Annotated in this window: 1 protein-coding gene (only partly in view); it reads left to right on the plus strand. The window is 52.8% G+C overall.

Annotation, left to right across the window (positions count from 1 at the left end):
• Positions 1–25,478, plus strand: part of the annotated coding region (locus LZ463_RS27710; protein WP_241459564.1) for a tandem-95 repeat protein (this coding region is incomplete at its 3' end). The annotated region extends 13,036 nt beyond the left edge of the window; 25,478 of its 38,514 annotated nt are in view.

Raw genomic sequence — 25,478 nt, forward strand, 5'->3', positions numbered from 1 at the left:
ATATCGGCAGCACAGTCATTACAGTAGTGAGCCCGGACCTGACTGCAGACAGCCTGGCCGTCACCGGCAATCTGAAAGGTGGGGAAGAGATCAGCGTACGCTGGATTACCCGCAATCAAGGTGCGGCAGATGCAGGCAAAGTGCGCGACAGCATCTACCTGTCACGCGATGGCCAGCTCAGCGCAGACGATATCAAGCTCGGTGATGTTGACCATGAGGTGATTGCCGCAGGTGGAAGCATCAATGCAGAAATGCTGGTACGTTTGCCAGTGGACAGCAATGGCGCTTATCGCCTCATCGTTGTCACCAATGCCGATGCCCATGTCAATGAAGGCAGCAGCAATACCAATAACCAAAGTGATACTGCTATCCAGGTTGAACTGGATGCTTATGCCGACCTGAGCGTACAATCCATCAGCCATGTGCCGACCGTGATCGCCAATCCAGCGTCCGTCACCATCAACTACAGCGTGACCAATAAGGGCACAGGCTCTGGCAGGACGGGTTCCTGGACCGACATCGTCGTCTATTCCGCCGACGATGTATTTGGCAATGGTGATGACCTGGTGCTAGGCACGGTTGAACATACAGGCGGCCTGGCCGTCGGTGACAGCTACAATGGCAGTGTTACTTACCAGTTCCCTGACGGCTTTAGCCGCCACGGAAAAATCTTTGTCAAGACCGACAAGGACGGCAAAGTATGGGAAAACAATCTCAAGGCGGACAATGTCAAACCGTCTGACATCACACTCGATGTCATGCCCAAACCCTATGCCGACCTGCGTGTCGAAGCAGTGACCACATCCTCGCCAGCGTATAGTGGACGCCCACTCAGCGTCAGCTGGACCGTTGCCAACCGTGGCATGGGTGTGACTGACAGTGGTGAATGGACGGATACCGTCTGGTTAAGCAGCAATCCTGATGGTACGGGTACCCGTTATGACCTGGCGCGCTCCAAGCATCTTGGACAACTGGGCAAGGACGGTAGCTATAACCGCAGTATCGACGTCAATATCCCGAACGGGTTGCAAGGTACTTTCTATGTTAATGTTCACACTGAAGGGCCGTTCGAATTTATCTACAACAACGATAATACGGCGACTTCAATAGCCGTTCCTGTCCAGTTAAGCAATTCGCCTGACCTGTCAGTGACCGATGTCAGCGTTGATCCAAAAGCGCAGGAAGGGGCGCTGACACAGATCAGCTGGACAGTCAAAAATGTGGGGCAGGGCGAAGCTGCCGGCCTGTGGGTCGATACCGTCGAACTGGTGCCTGTGACCGGTTCCGGTCCGGCCATCCTGATTGGCAATTTCAACTACAGCCATGGCCTGGAATCTGGTATCAGCTATACTAGAAAAGAAGAAATCCGCCTGCCGCAACGCATAGAAGGCGTATACCGCGTACGCGTTACCACCAACAGCCAGTTGTTCAGGCAAGCTGACAGCAATAGCCAGATCTATGAATTTGGCAGTGCGCGTGACAACAATGTCAGCCTCTCAGGTGGCCAGGTCGAGGTTGAGCTGACGCCGCGTCCTGATCTGCATGCCGGTCAAATCAATGTGGTCGGTACGCTCAAATCTGGCAATAGCGCGAGTGTCAGCTTCACCGTCACCAACACTGGTGGCGTGCCTACCTCAGGCAAATGGACTGATGCGGTCTACCTTTCCCTGGATGGCGCGATCAATGCCAATTCCATCTTGCTGGGACGCGTAGAAAATACCGCGGCACTGGTTACGGGTGATTCCTATACCAGCCAGATTTCCAATTTCACGATACCGTTGCGTTATCGTGGTGACGCCTACATCATTGTTTCCACCGACGTGGATAACAAGGTTGAGGAATACCCGAACGAAATCAACAATATCACTGTCAAGAAAATCCACATAGACCCAGTTCCTTTTGCTGATCTGGTGACCAGCGATGTTGTCGCACCTACACAGGCCTCGTATGGTGCCACTATCGATGTCGACTATAAGGTCACCAACAAGGGGGAAGCAGCAGCACAGGGTGAAAACAGCACTATCACCGGCTGGACAGATACCGTCTGGCTGACCAGAGACAAAGGCAAACCTTCGCCCATCAAAGGCGACATACTGCTGGGACAATTCACCCACAGCGGCCTGCTTGGTGTCAATGAAAACTATCTTGGCCATCTGTCTGTCAAGCTGCCAGATGATGTCATCTCCGGCCAGTACAACATCACCGTCTGGACTGACACCTATAACGTCATCCCGCAAGACACCCTGGCGTCGAACGTCAATCCGGATGATCCGGCTGCACCTTTGAATGATAACTACAAGGCACGTCCTATCACTGTACTGGGCGTTACCAAGCCCGATCTTGCCGTCACCGATGTCAAGTTCTCACCCGATATTGTGGCAGGGACCGATTTCAACTTCACCTACACGGTGAAGAGCGTTGCCGCGTCCATCAACGACACATGGGTAGACCGTGTCTGGCTGTCTGATAATGCCGATCTCAGCAAGGCCAAGGTCAAATGGCTGCTCGGTGATTACCTGCAAAAACGCAGCCTGGGCAATGGCGAGCAATATACCTTCAGCGATACCGTTCGCCTGGCGCCATCTGTGTCGGGCAGCTTTGTCGTGGTGGAAACCAATACTGCCGACAACCTGAGCGATGTGCCTGAATTCGACCGCAGCAACAATGTGATGGGCAAGGCGGCCGCAGTCAGCAATGCACCAGCAGATCTGCAGGTGACAGCCATCTCCACCCAGGCTGACAATGATTCAGGTGAGCTGACCCCAATTACCTGGACGGTCACCAATAAAGGCGCCGCCGTCTGGAGCGGCACCAAAGCCTGGCTGGACAATGTCTTTATCAGTACCCAGCCGACCTTTGACCCCAAATATGTGTCCCTGATAGGTTCTGTCGTCCATCAAAACACGACGCCGCTGGGCGCGGGAGACAGCTATACCACCACAGCCAATCTGGCATTGCCTGCCGGTGTCGAAGGCAAATACTACATTTATGTGATTACCGATGCTGGCCATCGCTACAATGAAAGTGGCCTGCAACCTGAAAATGAAATCAATGCAGTCAATATTGCCGCAGCGGTTGAGCAATTGCAGGGCGCGCCTACGACCAATACCACTGCACGTGATTTTGTGTACGACACCTCGGTCTTCGAAGGTATCAACAACAAGAATAATATTGGCCAGGGATCCCTCAACATCCACTACAAAGAACCAGACTTGTATGTGGAAGAGATCAAGGTATCCAAGGCCAATCCACAATCCGGTGACGAGATCACGGTGACATGGAAGGTCAAAAACCAGGGCACACGTGCCACCCGTGTATCACAATGGCTGGATGGCCTCTACCTGTCCCGTGATGACGGCCTCGATGATACCGATAACCCATTGGTCGACCGTGGCAGCGCCCTTGAGCGCGGCCTGCGTGTATCCATGGTCAACCTGGTAGATGAAAAAGGCGAGCCACGTTATCTGCAAAAAGGAGAGTCCTACACCCAGTCTGCCACCTTCAGATTGCCTAGCTCCATCAGTGGCAACTTCCACCTGATCGTCAAGACAGATACGGAAGTGACCAACAATTTCAATGAAGCAGAATACAAACCAGTCAGCAGCATCAGGGCTGGTCTCGATGTACTGCAATCAAATTTCCTGTCCGACGCGGCAGTAGGTGAATATGGCAACGATGGCAACAACGTCGCCAGCATAGCCTTGTCCATCAGCCTTGCCACCCCGCCAGATCTGGTTGTCAGCAAGGTTGATATACCTGAGTCCGTCAAGGCAGGCCAGGAATTCAGTGTCAAATACCAGGTCAGGAACCAGGGTGGCCAGACTCCGTCAGACCAGAGCCAGTGGCGTGACCTGATTTACCTGTCCAAAGACCGCAACCTCGATCTCAAGAATGACAAATTCCTTGGCTATGTCGACCATAACAGCGGCCTCGCTGCAGGCGGTAATTATGAAGCATCGCTGAACTTCAAGGCCCCGGCCGACCTGACAGGCAGCTACTACGTCTTCGTCATCACCGACCCCAACAGGGTCATGGGCGCAAACGCGGACAGCAAGGTCTTTGAAAGCGACAAAGAAAACAATGCCACCGCCAGCGACGTGCCCTTGCTGATCGTGACACCGCCACCGGCTGACCTGGTACTGTCCAGCGTCACCCTGCCAACCACAGGCCAGGTTGGCGACAGCGTAGACATCAACTACACCATCGACAACGCCTCTGACAATACAGCCTACGGTAGCTGGACAGATGCTGTCTACCTGTCCTCAGATAATCAATGGGACCTCGGTGACATCTTGCTGGGCAAAGTCGAGCACAATGGCGACCTGGCTGGCCGTGCCAGCTATTCCGGCAAACTGACGACCACCTTGCCACCATTAAAAGATGGCGCATGGCATGTCGTCGTCCGTCCAGATATTTACAACCAGGTATTTGAAGGCCCCATCACGACTGATGCCAGCGGCATTCACCTGCCACAAGGCAAGCTCAATAATCTCAATGCTGCCGGCAATACACTCAATGTGACGGTACCGGCGCTGACCCTGGCGACCCCGTTCAACACCACCCTGTCGACCGGGCAATCGCAATTGTTCAAGGTCAGCGTGGCAGCCCACCAGACCCTGCGCGTCTTGCTTGATTCTGCTGCCAGCAGTGGTGCCAATGAAGTGTTTATCCGCTATGGTGATATCCCTAGCGGCTATAACTACGAAGCTGCCTACAGCATCGCCGTTTCACCCGACCAGCAAGCCATCATTCCTGATACCAAGGCGGGCGACTACTATGTCCTGATCCGTGCCCGCCAGTCTGCGGCAGCCACACCCGTCATGGTCCGTGCTGATCTCATGCCCTTGGCCATCACCAGCATCACCCCTGACATCGGCGGTAGTGGTGACGATGGTCACCGCTGGGTCACCATGGATATCCAGGGTGCACAGTTCAAGGATGGTGCGCTAGTCAAACTGTCACGCCCTGGCGTATTTGAACTGCAGCCAGACCGCTGGCAAGTGCTCGACGCCACCCATATCCGTGCCATCTTCAACCTGCAAAACGTGCCGCATGGCCTGTACGATCTGCAAGTCATCAACCCCGATGGTCAAACCGTTACAGAGAGCTATCGCTACGTCGTTGACCGCATGATAGACCCCGATGTCACCATCGGCATAGGCGGCACCCAGGGCATACAGCCCGGTGGCAGTGCCTCGTATAGCGTGGCCCTGCAAAGCCTGACGAACGTCGATACACCCTATGTGCGCTTCAATCTTGGTGCCAGCAATCTCGGCGTGAACGATGTGCTCTTGAAAGAACTGGGTATCCCGTATGCCACCTATACCTCCAATGTCGGTGGTGCGCCCAATGGCCTGATCACGCCCGATATTGCCAATACCCAGGCTTATGGCATAACGCCAACTGACGGCACAAAACGCCCGGATATCCCGTGGGCGTCCCTTGATGGCAGCGTCAACACCAATGGCTTTAACCTGACGCCTGGCTACGCCTTTGATGTCGCCGCCAATGGCATGGTCAGCGCCAGTTTCAGCATACAGACCTACCCTGGTCTGAATGAATGGCAGGCAGGCGACTTTGAGGGCCTGCGCACCAAGCTGTATCAAATCCATCCAGAATGGAAAGCCGTCGATCTGCTCAAGGATGGCCCAGCCGATCTGGATAAAATAGCCTCCGGCTTGTCCAGGCGCTTCCTGTCCACCAATCCTGATGTTCGCCTCGACAAACAGGAAGTGCTGTCAGAAGCCTTCCGTTTCAACGTCTTTGGTACCGCAACACCTATCTCGCGTGATGAGTTCATCGCCGAGCAAACAGCCTATGCGCTGCAGTTGCGCAATGCCATCCTCACCGACAAGACCGCTGGCACCAGCCTGCAAGTCCTGGCGGCTGACGCCGATCAGTGGACCAAGGGCTGGCTGGCCGCACTGGAGGCGGCAGGCACCCTGCGCCCAGTGGATCAGGCACCGCCCATCCGCAACAGCGCCCAGGTTCTGAGCCTCAACGCCACCCTGGCAACTGGCATCCTGCTGGGCCGTGCTGGTGATCTGTATAAAACCCAGGCCAGCGTATTGTCCTTCTTCAGCAAGGTACAGCAATGGTATGGCGACACCGCAACCTATGTCGGCGATCCCCAGGCCAAAACCACGCCTGTCGAGTATTATGAACAACGCATGACCATCGATGGTGCCGAAGTGTATAGCCCGGTACCCGTTGCCCCAAATCCGGCAGACTACAAGGCCAATGCAGCGCGTGACACGCACTTCATCAACTTCAATGTCTTCACCGGTGGCCGTGCCGAACTGGAATATCTGCGTCATCTCGGCCTGCTCGATGGCAAATTCCGCGCCGTTGGCCCACAGGCGATCAATCTCAGCCAACTCCTGAGCCAGGCGGCCACCCAGGCTTCCCCGGACCAGAAAACCATCGCCATCAGTGGCCCGCAAGTACTGCCAAATAGCCAGGGTATCGCCTATGTGCCAGCACATGTGGATTTGCCATACACCCTGAACTTTGCAAACAATACCGACCATGCGCTGGGGCAGGTCAGGCTGGTTACCAAACTTGACAGCACTCTTGACCCGCGCACCCTGCGTCTGGGTGACCTGAAGCTCGGCGACATCAATGTCCACATTCCTGACAACCGCGCCAACTTCCAGGGCGACATTAACCTGGTCGGCAGCAAAGGATTCATCCTGCGTGTCAGTGCCGGCATTGATGCCGAAACCTCGACAGCCACCTGGCTGCTGCAGGCAATCGACCCCAACACAGGCGAAGTTCTCAACGATCCGCTGCATGGTTTGCTCATCCCGCAAAAGAACGATGGCGACAAGAGCATCAGCGGCTTTGTCAGCTATGTCGTCCAGGCTGGCAACAATGCAGCTACCGGCAGCAAAGTCGACGCCAGCGCCACCATCTGGTTTGATGGCATGCCACCGACAGAAAGTAGCCACATCGGCTACACGCTCGATGCCAGCGCACCGCAAACCAGCCTGACCGTCAACACACTCGCCCCTGACAGCACGGGCGCGCCTGTGTACAACGTCAAATGGCAGGCCATTGATGACGCCAGCGGCGTCAAGTCCGTCACAGTCTATGTTTCTGAAGACGGCGGTGATTTCCACATCTGGCAAAAGCAGCTCATACAGGCACAAGGCCAGGCCGTATTCACAGGCAAGACCGGCCACCAGTATGAATTCCTGGCAGCAGCGACTGACAATGCCGGTAACCGCGAGGCAGCCACCATCAGCAATGCCGTCCTGCCAGACGATGGCGGCGGCGCCAACCTCGGTGCCAACCAGGCATTGCAAGGCACGGCAGAATTGCCCGCCGCCAGCGGCGACCGTACCTATGTCAGCAATGACATCTTTCAGTCAGCGACACAAGCCCTGCCAGGCCAGGTCGCCCCGGCACAAAAGGGTGATCTGCAAAGCGTGATCGCCCCCATGACCCTGCGCGCCTTTGCCGATGGCTTTGGCAGCAGCCAGGGCGAGATCGGCGCCATGGCCATGGTACAGCTGCCAGACGGCAGCATCCTCGCCAGTGCCGGCAGTCAGCGTAACCAGGTATTTGCTTATGGCAAAGATGGCGGCCACAATGTCACGCCTCTGTTCACCCTGAATGAGCCCGTCATCGACATGGCAGTCGACAAACTCGGCCAGTTGTGGGTCATGACCGGCAATGAGCTGTTGCTGCTCGACGCCCATAGTGGGTTGATTATTTCCCGCCAAAGCGGGCCCGGCGGTATCGCCCTGACCCAGGCACTGGCGATTGATCCTGACAGCGACGCCATCTACGTGTCCTCCAGCAATGGCATAGAAATCTATAACCCCAAAGCAGGCAGTGGCAAGGCCTGGACGCACTTCTCCAACAACCGCGTCAACGACCTCGCCTTTGGTACCGATGGCCGTTTGTGGGGCGTGCGCTGGACTGGTGGTGACATCAACACCGCTTCCCCCATCGCCACCACCGACATCATCAGCTTCCCTATGTCAGGCCGCGAACGCGGCAGGGCGCAGCTTGAATACCGCATGGCTGGCATTATCGACAGCATTGCCTTCGGCAAGCCAGGCTCACCCCTGGCAGGCTTGCTGCTGGCCTCCAGCAGCCCGGCCCAGCGCCCAACCACAGATGCCAGCACAACGGCACATACCGCCGGTGTCTGGATGATAGAACTGGCCTCACACCGCGTGCTGCAAGTTGCCAATGGCGGCAGCAAGGGCGAAGCCATTGTCACCACGGCCGATGGCCGCATCCTGGTGGCCCAGACCGGGCATATCGATGAACTCTCACCGATCAAACCACCGCACATCCTCGCCAGCACCATCCCCGATGGCGCCATGCTGCCTTTGCCACTGAACCAGGTCGCGATCAACTTTGATCAAGCCATGTGGACGGACATGACAGGCGATGCTACGGCTGATCTGGCCAGTGTGCTGAACCCGCTCAACTACAGCTTCATTGCGACAGGTGCCAACAGCAACCGCACCCTCAATCCGTCTGCAGTACGCTGGGACGCCACCAGCCGTTCCGTCATCCTGACTCTGCCAGACCTGCCGGCAGGTGGCTGGGCACTGCAAGTGTCCAACACCCTGCGCAGTGCTAGCCAGGTCGCCATGGAGCACGGCTACATCAGCAACTTCACCACGCTGATGAACTTCAGCAGCAATGTCAAACTCAGCTTCAACAACACCCGCGCCAACCATGCCACGGGTGAGATCAGCTATGACATCAGCATCACCAATATCGGCCTTGACGACCTGCATGCACCGATCACCCTGTTGATAGACCCAGGCCAATACTTCGGCGGCGCAGTCAACAACGCCAGCCAGGGCGCGGGCCAGCAAGCCGGCCTCTGGAAAATCGACCTCAGCGCCGCCATGGCAGCCAATGGCAATGAAATTAAGGTCGGCCAGACCCTGGCCAACCAGACCGTCACAGTCAAACCCATGAACGGTCTGGTCAGCACCGATGCCGCAACCGGGCAGATCGTCAAGTTTGATGCAGCACATAATATTTATGCGCTGCCTTATACCAATACGCCGCCTGTGCTTAGTGTGGTGAGTGGAGCGCCTGCGTTGAGCGATTCTGCTATGGCCTCCTTATTGTCGCGTTTGAATTTGGTTGATCAAAATGCATTGACCACTTATCTGAATAGTGCCAATACAACAGATGTCAGCACCAAGGCCGACTTACTTATAGCCTTGCAGTTACCTGCTGACATGCCTGATACAGATGCAAGCAGCCTATTTACGTTCTGGCAGGCAAACGAAGTTGCCGATTTAGGAATAATACCAACTGCAACACCTGGTACACCCTGGACAGCGAACCTGGCAGCTGACGACATGGACGGCGCCCAGTTCTTCTGGGAAATCGTCAATGGCCCAGCAGGTTTGACTCTGACACCTGATGCGGCCGTTAGTGCCCTTGGTGCAGGTCATCGCAATACAGCGACGCTGCATTGGGTGCCAACCGTACGTGATCTGGCCAATACAAAAGTCACTATTCGTGTGCAGGACTCACGTGGCGGATTAGCAATTCGCCAGTTTAATATCCCAGTGTCAGGTGGAAATTATGCGCCAGTCATCAGTGCAACGGAAAATCTTAGCTTGACTGAAGGTCAGGCACTCTCAGTGCCTATTAGTGCTGCGGACGCCAATGGCGATCCTTTAACTGTCACCATACGCAATCTTCCAGCCGGCGCCAGCTATAACAGTGCCACTGGCGTCCTGAGCTGGACCCCAAGCTATGACCAGGCCGGTGACTATAGTGACATCAGCATCGTTGTAACAGATGGCAAGACAACTGCGGTAAAAGGCTTCAATATCCACGTGGCCCAAGGCTATGCGAAACCAATATTGAACAAGGCGGCAGAACAGCAACTGCGTGAAGGGGACAATTTTGCCCTGCAGCTTTCCAGTGTCATATCAGGTGCCAACAGGCGTGCAGGCGATTTACCGGGTATTTATCATCAGGCTGATGGAACCATCGTCAAATTGAGCTACAGCGCATCCTGGTTGCCAGCGGGCGCCAGTCTCAACCCAGACACGGGTTTATTGTCTTGGACACCGAACTTCAACCAGCATGGAAAAATTGAGGTACCCATTAACCTGAGCGCAAGCTATCTTGATGCCACAGGTAAGGAACTGGCAGTAACACGAACGGTGCAGAACTTTAGTTTCAATGTTCTGAACGCCAACGGTGCACCGGTATTTACGCCAACAGAAACCTGGCACCTTATCGAAGGCCAGCCTTTGCAAGTAGGTGTGTTTGCTTTTGACCCAGACAATCCGGATTTTGCACCCAAAATCCGTCTGAGCCCACAAGGTGTGGCTGATGGTGGTGTAGGTACGTCCAGCGTGAAATACATCGTCTCTGGCTTGCCACAAGGTGCCACCTTCGATGAAGACACCCTGCAAATTAACTGGACACCGACATATACACAAGCGGGTACTTACCAGATCGTCGTTACAGCAACAGACGATGGCGACGGCACAGGTATCAAGGCAAGCAGCCAGATCACTATTCCGGTCGTAGTAGAAGATGCTTATCGCGCCCCTGTTCTGGGCAGCATCACCAATGCCTTAGTTGCTGAAGGCAGTACGTTGGACATTCCGATTACAGCCGTCGATCCTAGTGGCCAATCTGTCACCTTGTCGGTCACCGGCCTGCCACGCTTTGCCACCTTCACCCAGACTGGTACAGGCAGCAATGCTCGGGCAGTTCTCCACTTTGCTCCAGGACCCAATACAAGGCAAGACTACAACATCATCATCACTGCAACGAATGATGGCGGTGGTGATGTCAGCAAGGCAATGGCAACTAGCACCAGCTTCGTGTTGTCTGCCACCAGCCTGACCGAACCACCAGTCGTCACCGTCGCACCACGCTCGGTCGCCGTTGCAGGGCAAGAGCTGCGCATTCCTATCAGCATCAGCGACGCTGACCAGGACGCCCTCGCCATTACCGCCCAAGGCTTACCTGCAGGTGCGCAGATAATACGCGACACCCTGTACGGCCAGGCCTGGCTGGTCTGGACACCCACTGCAGATCAAATCGGCGGCCATGACATCAGCCTGGAAGTGACCGACAGTGGCCTGCCGCCAGCCAATAGCGGTATCGCACTGCCAGAAGACTTTGTGGCAAAACCAAATACCGTCATCACCGACCTGCGCATCGTCGTACGTGCGGCCAATAGCGCGCCAGAAGTGCTGGAAGTCAAAGCCAGCGGCGCACAAATGACCGGCACCAGTCTGACAGGCAGCAACATCAATGCCAGCGAAGGCATACCAATGAGTGTCACTCTGCTGGTCCGGGACAGCGATTTCGACGCCATGAACTGGACTGTCAACGGCATGCCAGAAGGCATGAGTATGCAGGCACAACCAGGCAACAATGGTCAGACCAGCCTGATCCTGAGCTGGACGCCCGATATGCTCGCCGCACAAAAGTCCAGCGCAGGCTTGCCGAATGGCAGCTACAAACTGAACATACGTGCCACCGATGGCTCTGCCTATGCCGAGCACCTGCTAAACATCAACGTTGCCAATGTCAACATTGCTCCAAAAATCCAGCAGATGCCGCTGCAATTGGTACGCGAAGGCGATACCTTGTCTTTCGCCTTGCATGACCTGGATATTGATGGCGATATCACTACAGTAAGTTTGCTGCGTGATGAAAATACGCCAGCAGGTGTCTATTTTGATGAGCAAAGCCGTTATTTTGAATGGACTCCAGATAGTGACACAGTCAATAACCTGAACACCAAAGACAAGGCATTTACCTTCCGTTTTGCGGTTAGCGATGGTAAGGCCATTACTACTACCAGTGTTCAGGTACGAGTGCTTGATGCCAATCGTGCCCCGCAAATCTGGGCAGCTAATCATGCAATGGTTGTTGGGCAAGCCTTCACACTGCCAATTGTTCGCGGCGGTAATCCGTCTGCCGTCAACGCAGGTAGCAAGCTCATACGCATTACTGATGCAGATGGTCAGGCGCAAACACAGGCACTGACTGTTGCCTTTGACAACCTGCCTCAAGGCGCCAGTTACGATGCACAAACCGGGCAATTGAATTGGGTGCCAAGTGCAGGGCAAATCGGGGATAGCACAGTAACCGTACGCATCAGTGATGGTCAGACTACCGTGACGCAAAGTTTCACCTTGCGTGTCGTTGCAGATGCTACTGCCAATCAACCAGACGTACTGGTTGACCTGACTCCATCAACGCCAGTCTTGCCTGGGCAAACCGTGCTGGCGACTGTTCGTGCTTCAAGTTACACCGACATTAGCCAGATACATGCGCAGATGCGTACCCAGACAGCAGACCACACAGGCTGGAACAGCTGGGTTGACGTCAGCCTTGATGCCAGCGGTCGCGTAAAACTCAGTCCGGCCCAAGCTGGGCTGGTTGAATTGCAAGTGACAGCAATCGACGTAGATGGCTTTAGCAAGGTTTACACCAAAACCCTGTTTGTACGTGATCCGCAAGACACCAGCGCACCCGTAGTGAGCTGGGGCGGTGCACTGCAAGGCAATAACAGCGCACCGGTCAGCATGACTCAGGCCAAACTCATACAGGCGCGCATCAGTGATGCCCAGCTCATGGGCTGGCAATTACAAATCGCGCCAGCAAGCGCGAACGCAGCTATCCAGACAAACACAAGCCTGTGGACCACCCTGTCCAGCGCAGATACATCAGCCCAGTCGCTTGATGCGCAATTAGACCTGACAACGCTAGACCCTGCTCAATTCGTCAATGGTGTTTACCAGTTACGTTTGGTTGCTTGGGATTTGTCAGGTAAAACGACAGAAATCAATAGCCGCATCATCATAGATTCTGCGCAAAAAACACTGTCACAAGCAAATGCGAGCGATGCTGTTTTCCAGTTGGGTCAGCATAATTTCGCCCTCAACCGCAGCCTGAACCAGGTAGCAGGGCAGAGCACAGTGAATGACCTTGGTAACTGGTCTTTGGACATACTCGACACCCACCTGAGCCATGATCAGCTCAATACTGACCTTAACGGCGCAGCCTCACCTTGGCGAGAAGGCGCACGCGTGTGGCTGCAAATGCCTGGCGAAACTGGAGTGGCAAACTCAGCGAATCAATTTATCAGCTTTACTCTGGGTACCAGCGTCGAAACCCTCCAGTCGGGCAATGTTGTTGCCAATGCCCCTCGTGTATTGCATCCCGTATTTAGTAATGCTCAGGGCTGGACATTGCAAGCCACGACTCTTGCCATACAAAATGGCTTGATAGGTGGACCTGTCACTTTACAACGTCAAGGCCAACAGTTATTTGATCAAATAACTGGCCTCCCGTGGCAACCTCAGGCTTATACACTGATCAGTCCCGATGGCACACGTTATCAACTAGACGTGAATGGCAAGATTCAGCGCATTGACTTTAAAGATGGTCAGCAATGGCAGGTCAGCGACTCAGGTATAGCCTTGATTTCTGCTGGCAGCAACGATAGCGACAGAATAACGTTCACACGCAATCCTCAGGGACAAATCACGCAAGTGAGTGGAACTACATTAGCAGGGCGCACAAGCATAGGCTACCAATACGATAGCGATGCAAGACTGATACTTGCCCGCAGCCTCGGTAGCGCTGATCGTGGTCAGCAAATTGGTTACCATGACGACGGTAAAATTGTTACAGCTCCTGTCACGGCCAGCCTGGGATCATCCATCAACTGGACGGCAGGTGCAGGACAGACCAGCAATAACTGGACAGGCGCCCTCAATGGCGGCACTGTCAATCTCAGCTATATCGTTCGTGAGAGCGAAATTGCGTCCACCGTCAGAACACCAGGCGGAAGTGGGCACCTCATATTGGCAATAGAAACCGAAGGTAATGATGTTCAACTCAGCGTGAGTGATGCTACCGTTCTTGGTAGTAGCCATGCCAATGGCAAAACCACCACGCTGGTGCGTATTACGCAAGCAGGTATGAAACTGCTGACATTAAATGGTTCTGGTAACGCATCAGTGCATGTTTCAGTTGCGGGCGATCTGAATCATGATGGTAATGTTGATGGACTCGATAGTGCGTTATACGCCCAGGCGACTTCTGTCAATGGCAGCAATACTGTCAATGCAGACATTAATGGCGATGGCCAGGTTAACGCGGCGGACCGCCAGATACTTGAAACCATGTTTGATTGGAAGGTCAATCAAACTCCGGTTGCCACAGCACAATCTGCAGTAGCGTTCTCAACACACGTAGGCATGCCTACGACCATCAGCCTGGCATCCATTGCGCAGGATTATGAGGGCGACCAGATTTTCTGGCACATAACAGGGTCCGCTAACGGTACAGCAGTCATGAGCGCAGATGGCCAGTCCATCGTGTTCAATCCTGCCCTTGGTTACTCTGGTCCTGCAACAATTTCGCTGCAGGCAGATGACGGCTTTGCTGTTAGCGCCCCTATCACCGTCAAAGTCAATGTGAGCGCAGCACCCTTGCGCAACATCTACGTAACCCGTTTGCCGTCCATGAAATTGGGCAGCGCAAATGTATTGCAAGTATATGGCGATTTTGCGGATGAATCAGACGTGCTGCTGACGGGTAATCTGGTGACTTTGCGATCCTCCGATACCAATATTGTTGATATTGATGCCAATGGTATTCTGCGCGCCAAATCAAGGGGCACCGCCGTCATCAGCATCTCATCAGGCGGGTTAACTACACAAAATGTCATCACGGTGGGCAGCAGCCCTCAAGCACCAAGCCTCGACCGTTATGGCAACGAAATCAATGTTTACCCTGTTACTATTGATTTACCAACCGGGGTAGGGCAACGTCAGATTGACGTTCATACACTTTCTGATAGAACACTGGGTACTGATATCCGCTTCGCTGCAGCAGGAACCAGATATTTTATTAGCGATCCCTCAATTGCTGATATTTCACCAGATGGTTTGATTACAGCAAAGGCGAGTGGAGTTGCAACCATCACAGTCATTAGTGGTGGACTGCAAGGAACGTTGGCATTACGTGTCCGGCCAGCAAATGTTGGCCCAACAGTCGCAACAGTTGATCATGGCGTGGTGACGCAAGATGTTGATGGCAACACCTTGATGATAGGGGCGAATGCACTTTTCAAAGATACTGTTGCGTCGATTAAAACGCTGAATTTGAGCGACATCGATATGCCATTCCCTGCGCCTGATGTACTCAATGCGGTGGGTGCCGTTACTATTGATTTACGTGGTCAAGTTACCAATGTGCCTATTCAACTTGCAGTGAAAGTCAAAGGCCCTGTCGACCCACAAACTGGTCAGCCAACAACTTTAGCGGTGGGTACCCCCGTCATGTTTTGGCAAGAGGGTACGATCAATGATGAAAATGGTGTTAGCCACAAAACATGGTGGTTGATGGACGATGGTGTAATTGGTAGTGACGGTTTGGCACATACCGCAAGTCAGCCATACGAAGGGGTTTCCGCACAAGGCAAAATAATGGTGACCAGTTCGCGTGAGGTCAATTATCAGACGGGTGCCGAAAAAATTGGTGCCGCTTTCATGGATTTCACCGCGATTTGGAGTATGGCTGCTCATGCTGCTGTGACACCGTCAGAAACGATGACAAATTCCGCTTTGAGTCTTTTTGCGGGATTGAGGCCAACTGCGATGAGATTCACCATCGAAGGCTCGTATCAATTACAAATACCCAAAGAAGCTTTCGTGCCAAATTCTAATGTGGCTATACCTTTGCCACCGAGTTTGCCATTGAATAAGCCAGCAATTACCAACTTGGAATACAACCCAGAAACACGACTGCTAAAAGTAAGTGGAGTGAATTTTATTCCGCCTGGGCAAGCTGCAGGGAATGTCAAACTGAAACTGTGGCTGGTTCCAACAGGTGATCAACTGGATAAAGTGACAGAGCCAGGCACAGATCCTGTAAACGGTTTAATTTGGCAGCCATTTGAAGTTGTACCTCAAGGCGATGGCATGATTCAAATTACGTTGCCAAAAGGTGTGGCGCTTTCACAGCATGATATATATCTTGAGCGCTCGCCCGTCGCATCTTTGCCACCGGGTTGGTACAAAAATATAGAGCAAGATTTTACAAAAGAAGTACCACCAGGTGAGGATGGCGGAGCATCAGGCTCCATGTATGGTCTTGGAGTAATCTTCGCTCCAACCCGCGGCAATAATGCCTATGCAAGCACACTTGCCACGAACGAAGCCCAGACTGTCTTGCAGACAGCTGAGCAAATCTGGATCAATGCTGGTGTTCCAGCAGAAACTTTTAAGGATGTTGTACTTGAAATTCAGAACTATGATGGCAATCAACTGGGATCTACAAATGGAACCAAAATAAAAGTTTCTGCTAACGGTGCAGGTTGGGGCTGGTACACCAATACAGAATTAGGCTCAGACGCCAACTACCTGGATGACGTTGGTTTGAATGGTTATTTGGCAGCACCTGGCGGGCAGGCTGATGGTAAGGTTGATTTGCTTACCACCATGCTTCAACAGCTTGGAAAAATAGCCTTTGTAGGTGGGGATGGCAGTGATAGCAATATCATGAATGAAGAACTGCAGATAGGTACGCGTCGATTGCCAGGACGCAATGATCGCCCTAATACCGCCAAAGCAGACAAACCCGGCAAGCCTGATAAGCCGGGGCAACCAACATCGCCTGAAAAAATGACCCAGGCAGCGTTGCGTGACATGTTCAATAACACTCACGCAGTACTCGCACCTGTGTACAGCAAACTGGTAGGTGCAGCGCCTAAAACCGCAACCAAAGACATACTTGTAACCACAACAAGTGGTATTGATATCTTCCAGCCAGCAACTACTTTCAACCCAGGTGAAAATCCACAACCAGTTTTCCTGAAAAAACTGGAAAAAGATAATCTTGGTAATCCACTCGAAGTCAGCGGCTCTTATACCCAGCAAATTGTCTTCAATGATGACAGTACCTTGGCCTTCATCGCAGGCAGGCACGGTAAAATCTATGTGCTTGACACTGAAACACAAGATATAGTTGCCACCTACGTTGTCAAGGGTGGCGGAGCACCGATCAGTAGTTTGGTGGTCAACGACGGCTGGCTTTACGTTGCTCAGGGCAGTAATTATGGAAATGCTGGCGGTGCCTTGAACCGCATTAATATCGACACATCAGGCAATCAATTCCTTAAGTTGCAACAGACAATTAGTCTGCCTAGTGTCAGTGCGCCATTGGGTTTCCTGGGCATGGCAGTTAATAGCGGGCGTTACTTGGCCCTTACTGCACCAACCTCATCCATACCGCTTGTGAATACATTTGGTATGTCACCAGGTAATGTGGTTGTACTTGATTTGTCTGGTGTTTCAGATATTGGCGATGTCAGTGCTTCATACATTAATATTGTAAAAAGCTCCGAATACCCTAACAATTATTGGGGCAAAGGGCCATTGTTTGTGTCCAGTGGAGAAAAACGTGGACAATTCCTGGTATCCAACTCCAAAGACGTACATCATGGTCTCGCAGGCATTACTTTTGCCACAGACGCAGATACAGGAAACCTCAGTTTCAAAGCCACTATCGTTGACCCCGAACTGACGCCCAAATTGTCAGATCAGTTCTGGCTTGAGCGTAAAGATCAGCAGAATATTCAGCGTGCCGCAGATGTCATTATTCTTAACTACGAGGGCAAGCAATATGCGTTGGTAGCTGACTACAACTTCATCTTCAATGATATTCACTTTGATGGTGATCATAATTTCGCCAGGGATAAGCAAATAGGCGGGAAAATTGGTGTGATAGAAAATCCGTTTGGTAAAGACGGCGATCCAGTCTATCTTGGCGCAACCACACCTACGCCAGGTGTCGCATTCAATCAATTAACGCTAGACCAGAATGGCATGTTGTACGCAAATGCCTGGGTCGAAGATACATCAGGTCACTACACAAATAATCGCGGCTCCGACCTGATGTACAGCTCATTATTTGTATGGAATGCGAGCCAACTGGTTCAGGCAGCATTGAATGCAAAAGAAGCCGGGCGCAAGCTGTCAGTGCCTATTGATCGTCTCAGGGCACTCGATCCAGATCAAATTGAGGAAGTGAAACCAGCGCGCTATGATCAGGAAAAAAATGGCACGCTTTTTGGTTTCATCTATGACGTCGCTTCTTATTCGGACAGTAAAGTACCGTCAATTACTTTGCAGAATGTCCCTTACTTAAAAGAACTGGCACCCAGTGTCTATACTGAAGTCAATAAGATTGCTGAGCAAGCTAAAGAACCTGTACCTGATACCAAAATCAGAACGAATGGCACCTGGAATACTTTTCAGATGCGTATGATGGCGCAAATGTCATATTTCGGTAATGGGCTGAGACTTTCAAGGGACAAACTCTTTGGAAAAAACAATCCTGATGCCGAAGCAAAAATGAAAAAGGCTCAAGAGACGCTTGCCAATGTGGACTACGATTATAAAAATGGCAGTGTGGTTGGCAAAATTTTCGCCAACGTCGCCGGTGCCAGTGAGTCGCTAGTTACGGGCTTTGTTTCTATGGGGGTGGCCAGTATCGGGGTCGCCAATCGCGTTGTTGGTGGTATAGAAGGGTTGATAACAGGCGTTGCCCCATCATTGCCAGCACTGACTGAACTTGAGCAAAGATTGGATAATCACGAGGTGCTCGGCGTCTTTAATCACCTTGCGAAAGGCATTATTGAATCTATTCCTGGTGTGATTGCTGCCAGAACTGCTTACGGTGTCTCCTCACAACTGATCCAGGGTAATTACGATGATGCTCTGTCAGCAGGCATACAAGGACTCTTTGCTTACAAAACCATGAGCTTGATGCAGGGTCGGACAAAACTGACAGAGAGTGTGCGTAACCGCGAACTTCAACTTGCCTTGAAGGAAATGGCAAAAGATTTTGAACAAATGAAACGTGGCACGTTTAAAGAATCTGCCATGCGCGACATTGAATTTGATCCAGAAGGAGCCAAAAGCTATCTTATGGAGGCAACAAAGAGGGACGCGGAAGGGAAAATTAAAGAATCAGCTAAAGAGACGAAAATCGTGGCGGAGAGCGACTTCGTTAAAGAGTGCGATGGTATTCTGGAAATTAATAAAGATGGCTCTGTTGAATACAAGGCATGCTTCGTTCCTGGCACTCTGGTACACACTAAACACGGCCTCATGCAGATAGAAAATGTTCGCATAGGTGACTTTGTTTTGTCGCAGCCGGAACAACGTGGCTCACTGGCTTATCGAAGGGTAATAACTACGTTCGTGCACGAAGAAAGAGAAGTATATTTCGTGCAGTTTATAAGGGCAGATGACGGTAGTATTGGTTACGTGATTGCTACCGGTACGCACCCATTTTGGGTCGACGGGCAAGGCTGGATTGTGGCCGAAGCTCTTACACCTGATAGTGAGTTAGAACTGGCAGATGGATCTGTTGCTTTAGTGCAAAGTTCAAGCAAAGTGCATCATACACAGCTCAGCAATATTGTTGTTGCTAAGCATAGTGTAACTGGGGAAAGCACAGTATTAGATGTAAATGACGATGTCATAAGCATGTCGAATACATCGTCGTTTAAAGAAATACCTCTGGCTTTGGGAGGTGCGTATAAAACGCGAGTTCACAATTTCGAAGTTGAAGGTTTTCATACATACTATGTTGGTGATATCGGTGTATGGGTACACAACGATGACTACTCATCGGCTGGCCCCGTTGATGGGGCGTTTGATAGAGCTGGCAAGGAAGATTTCAAGCCTGGTGGACAGGAACAATTATTTAAAGATTTAGAAGAGCTCAGGGGAAATGAGAAAAAGAATATGGAGGATATTCTTAAGAAACTTCCATCTGAGTACAAAACACATGCTGATTTTGGAGATTTAGCTAAGGAGAATAATGGTACGACTGCAAAAGGCTACTTGGAAGCGATGGGTATCCTAGCTTACGAAAAGACTCTTTCTGACTCAAAAATGCTTCCAAAAGAATCCAACTTTGAACGTCCGGCCAAAGATTCGCCCGGGCGCAGAGAGGACTACGTGAGCAAGAGCGATAGAGACCTCATCATTGATGTTAAAACTCCTGCACCTACTTCTTATAACCCGGCTTCGATATTTCAGAATCTTGAGTCAGTATTTGGAGAGTTAGTTCAGAAATTAGATGGTGATAAAAAAGTTACGGTGGTAATTGATACTGCTTTCATGAATGCGGTTGAACTAGCTCAATTCAAACAAGGCTTATTAGATCCAGGGTCTATGTATCTCGATATCATGGATGCTCAGGGACGTCCTCGAAATTATGGCTTAACTCCTGAAGAGGCAACGAGAGTTAAGTATGTATCGAGCGTTCCAGATACCTTTGAATATAATAAATATAAAGAGAATCAAAAGGTATTTTTTGAAGGAGAAATTCAAGACATTTCGTTAATTAAAGATGTGAGAATGAATGATGTGGTAACCATGGCGCGTAACTATTGGATTAGCAACGGCGCTAATGCAATCAAAATTAATGATGTTAATATTGAAATTCAAAGTCTAGAGAAAAATGTAGTTGCTCAAACATCTTCTGATTCTGTTTTATTGTCAGCCAGTGGAGCTGGTTGGGGTTGGTATGTCGATCCAGATCCTGCAGGCAATACGGACTTCACCGCAACTAGCATCCCCAATGAATTCACCGCCAAACCAGGCAGCCCAGCGGAAGGCAAGCTGGACCTGTTAACCGTCATGATCCACGAGCTGGGTCACGTACTCGGTTTGGGTGACACCAGCGACGAAACCGAAGCCATGGACGGCATCATTGCTCCCGGCATACGCCGCTTGCCTAGCGCCAGCGACATTGCCAAACTGCGTGCGCAACTGGCTGCCAATCCGGCAGGCAATGCTAATGGCGAGCCAGTAGTCTGGCAAACCATGACCAACCCTGCGCCAGTGAGCACTGTTGCCCAGTTCAGGCCAGCGCAAGCCGTAGCCACGTTCAGCAACAATCTGAACACAGGCTGGCAAACCGCAGGTAGTGTGGCTACCACTCCGCAAGGTGGCGTGACCTTAGGCGAAAGCACATCCGCCAACGCCCACCTGTCGCAGTCCTTCATGCTGCAACCCGGTGACCGTTACCTGTCCTTCACCATCAGCAGCCAGGACCTGCAAAGTAATGGCCTGGTGGATGGTGAAGAAGTTGGCCCTAAAGACGCCTTCGAAGTCGCCTTGCTCAACGCCAACACCGGTGCCGCTCTTGTGGGTACAGATGGTTTAAGCCATAGTGACGCCTTGCTCAACATCCAGACTGATGGTACAGAACGTCTGGCCAATACCGTGCGCAAAGTCATGCACCCAGATGGCAGTGCCACCTACTACATTGACCTGCAACAAGGCATGGCCAATGGTGCCACCATTGCGGCAACGCCTGCTTTGCTGTCCTTCGACCTGCTCGGTTTTGGTGTTGGCAACAGCCATGTCAGCCTGCGCGACATCCAGCTCATCAGCAAGCCTGTCGCCTTTGATGACACCATCATCAGCAATGAAGACCAGACCGTCGTCCTCAACCCCTTGAGCAACGACCTGTTCGGCACACCTGCGGCAGTACCACAACTGCACATTACTACCCAGCCTGCCCATGGCAGCCTGGTCGTCAATGCAGATGGCAGCATCAGCTACACCCCGGCAGCCTTGTTCCATGGTGAAGACAGCTTCCAGTACAGCTACACGGTCGCAGGTGTAGATGTAGGGCAGGGCACAGGTTCCGCTGCTGACATCGCCGCCAACACCAGCAACATCGCCACCGTGCATTTGACCATCAACCACGTCAACCACGCACCAAGCGTTGTTGCTGGTGATCTTGATGCCAACGTCACAGCAGGCAAAGCCTATGGCTTTGACCCGCTGTTGGCCCCAGCCGCAACAGATGTCGACCAGGACAAACTCAGCGCTGTCATCGACACCCAGCCTGCCCATGGCAATTTGGTCGTCAATGCTGACGGCACCTGGGTCTACACCGCAGACAGCACTTACAGCGGCGAAGACAGTCTCGTTTATCATATCAATGATGGCACTGCCAACTCAGCCAGCGTCACTGTCCACTTCCACGTCCAGGCGGCCAACATCGCCCCCGTGGCCACTAACGCCAGCCTGCAACTGCAAGAAGACGGCAGCATCACCATACGCCTGGCAGACTATGGTATAGATGCCCAGCATGACGCCCTGAGTGTGCGCATCAGCGCCCAGCCAGCCCACGGCAAACTCAGCCTCAATGCCGACGGCAGCTACACCTACGTGCCAGATGCACTGTTCCACGGTGACGACAGCCTGCGCTTCATCCTCAACGATGGCCAGCTTGACTCACAAGAAGCCACTATCAGCCTGCATGTAACGCACGTCAACCATGCCACGGTCGTCAACAGCCGCAGCATCAGCCTGGCAGAAGACACACCAACCGTACTGAACCTGCTGAGCACCGCAACAGATGTCGATGGTGACGCTTTAACAGTCCGCATCACGATACAACCGGCCCACGGCACAGTGGTCAAAAATGCAGACAACACCTGGACTTACACCCCAGCGGCCAACTACAACGGCAGCGACAGCTTCGCCTACGTGGTTAATGATGGGGCTGTTGATTCCAACGTCGCCACTGTCAGCCTGAACGTGACGCCTGTTAATGACGCTCCTGTATTGCTCAACCAGTCTCGTACATTGGCAGAAGACACAGCAACAGTGCTGAACCTGCTGAGCACCGCAACAGATGTTGATGGCGATGTATTGACAGTCCGCATCACGACCCAGCCAGCGCACGGCACATTGGTCAAAAATGTAGATGGCACCTGGACTTACACCCCAGCCGCCAACTACAACGGCAGCGACAGCTTCGCCTACGTGGTCAATGACGGGGCTGTCGATTCCAATGTCGCCATCGTCAACCTGAACGTGACACCAGTCAATGATGTGCCACTACTGGCAAATCAGTCCCGTACTTTGGCAGAAGACAGCACAGCAGTTCTGAACCTGCTGTCTACTGCCAATGATGTTGATGGCGATGTACTGACTGTGCGCATCACCACCCAGCCGACACATGGCACCGTGGTCAAGAACGTAGACGGCACCTGGACTTACACCCCGGCGGCCAACTACAACGGCAGCGATAGCTTTGCCTATGTCGTCAATGATGGCACTGTTGATTCTAACATCGCCACCATCAGCCTGAACGTCACAGCAGTCAACGACGCACCAACGCTGAGCAACCAAAGCGTCAGCCTGCTTGAAGACAGCCCAACAAGGTTCAACCTGCTGACTGCAGCCAGCGATGTCGATGGTGATACCCTGACTGTCCGCATCACCACCCAGCCAGCACACGGCACCGTGGTCAAAAATGCAGACGGCACCTGGACTTACACTCCAGCAGCCAACTACAATGGCAGCGACAGCTTTGCTTACGTCGTCAATGACGGCACGCTTGACTCCAACATCGCTACCGTTAGCATCAACGTCGTTGCCGTCAACGATGCCCCAGTCCTCACAGGCCAAAGCATCAGCATGAATAGCGGCAGCAACAAAGTCATCAACCTGCTGGCCAACGCCAGTGATGTGGATACTGGCGATGTCTTGACAGTACGCGTCACCACCCAGCCAGCCCATGGCAGTCTGGTCAAAAACGCAGACAACACCTGGACATATACCCCCGTCGCCAACTACAGCGGCAGCGACAGTTTCAGCTATGTTGTCAATGATGGCAGCGTTGATTCCAACATTGCCACCGTCAGCATCAGCGTAGCTGCCGTGACCCAGTCAGGCATCAATGCTGATCTGGGCATAGCTGGCAAATTCAACGTCTTTGCCTTCAATGACTTCACAGGTACAGAAAGTGACGTTCAGGGGGCTGTTGCCGTTGGCCATAACTTCAACGTCAGCAACTACAGCGTCAATGATTTGAACCTGCCTTACAACGGCCTGTCCCTCATCGTTGGCAATGACCTAGTCGATCACAACGGTGGCATTAATGGCACAGCCACTTACGGTAACCACCAGGACGCCTATGGCCAGAAGATTGATGACCACGTCATCCAGGGCACCCCGCCATTTGCCTTTGCTGATGTCCAGGCACAACTGACCACCCTCAGCACCAATCTGGCCAAGCAGCCTGTCACCGGCACCGTCGTCCTGCAATACGGCGGCCTCACCTTCACTGGTGACGGTACATCTGCAGTACAAGTCTTCACCGTCAGTGGTGCCGACTTTGCCAGCGCTGGTTACACCCATCTGGAGAACATCCAGCCAGGCCAAAGCATTATCGTCAATATCATGGGCGACACCGGCTTTGATGGCGGTGTCACAGACGCCTTTGATGGTTATAACACCCTGTTCAACCTCAGCACGGCAACCACTTTCAGCATCAACACCAGCATCTACGGCAACATCCTTGCCCCAGGTGCCAGTGTCAATGGTGGTACGGGCTCCATCAATGGCAATGTCATTGTCAATAACTGGAACTCAGGCGTACAAATCAACGCCTACCACTACTTCACCCCGGCCACCACTAACGCACCTGGCACAACGCCACCTGCCAACCATGCGCCCGTGGCCACCAACAGCAGTGCCAGCCTTGATGAGGACGGCACCGTTACATTAAACCTGCTCAGCAACGCCAGCGATGCCGACAGCAGCGATGTACTCACAGTCCGCATCACCAACCAGCCCGCCCACGGCACAGTAACTAAAAACGCCAACGGCAGCTGGACCTATACCCCGGTCGCCAACTACAACGGCAGCGACAGCTTCAGCTATGTTGTCAACGACGGCAAGGCTGATTCCAACGTCGCCACCGTCAGCCTCAACATCAAGGCTGTTAATGACGCCCCCGTGGTCAGCAACCAAAGCATCACCGTTGACAATGCCACCAGCATCCTCATCAAGGCACAGGGTACAGACATTGACGGCGACAGCCTCACCAGCAAACTCATCAGCACCGCTGGCCATGGCACCGTCACCCTCAATGCCGATGGCAGCTTCACCTACAAAGCCACCGCAGGCTATGTAGGCAGTGACAGCTTCAGCTACAAAGTCAACGACGGCAAGGTCGATTCCAACCTCGCCACTGTCAGCATCACCGTCACCGCCGTTGCCCCACCGGCACTCACCAGTGCTGACCTTGGCCTGGCAGGGCAGTTCAACGCCTTCATCTTCAATGACTACACCGCCACAGGTGGCGAAGTCGCCGGTACCATGGCTGTAGGCCACAACTTCAATGTCTCCGCCTTTAGTATGGACACCACCCAAAAGAACTACCAGGGTGCGTCACTGATTGTCGGTAACCAGCTCACCTTCAATGGTGGCTCCACCCATGGCAAGGCCACCTATGGCAGCAGCAAGAACGTCAACAACCTCCAGCAAGGTGACACCGTCGTCAAAGCCGCACCGCCATTCAGCTTTGCTGACAACAAAACCCAGTTGACAGACTTGTCCACCAGCCTGGCAGCACAAACCGCCAATGGCAAGACCAGCATCCAGTACAACGGCATC

Source organism: Undibacterium paludis, assembly GCF_022568815.1.
GTDB lineage: Bacteria > Pseudomonadota > Gammaproteobacteria > Burkholderiales > Burkholderiaceae_D > Undibacterium.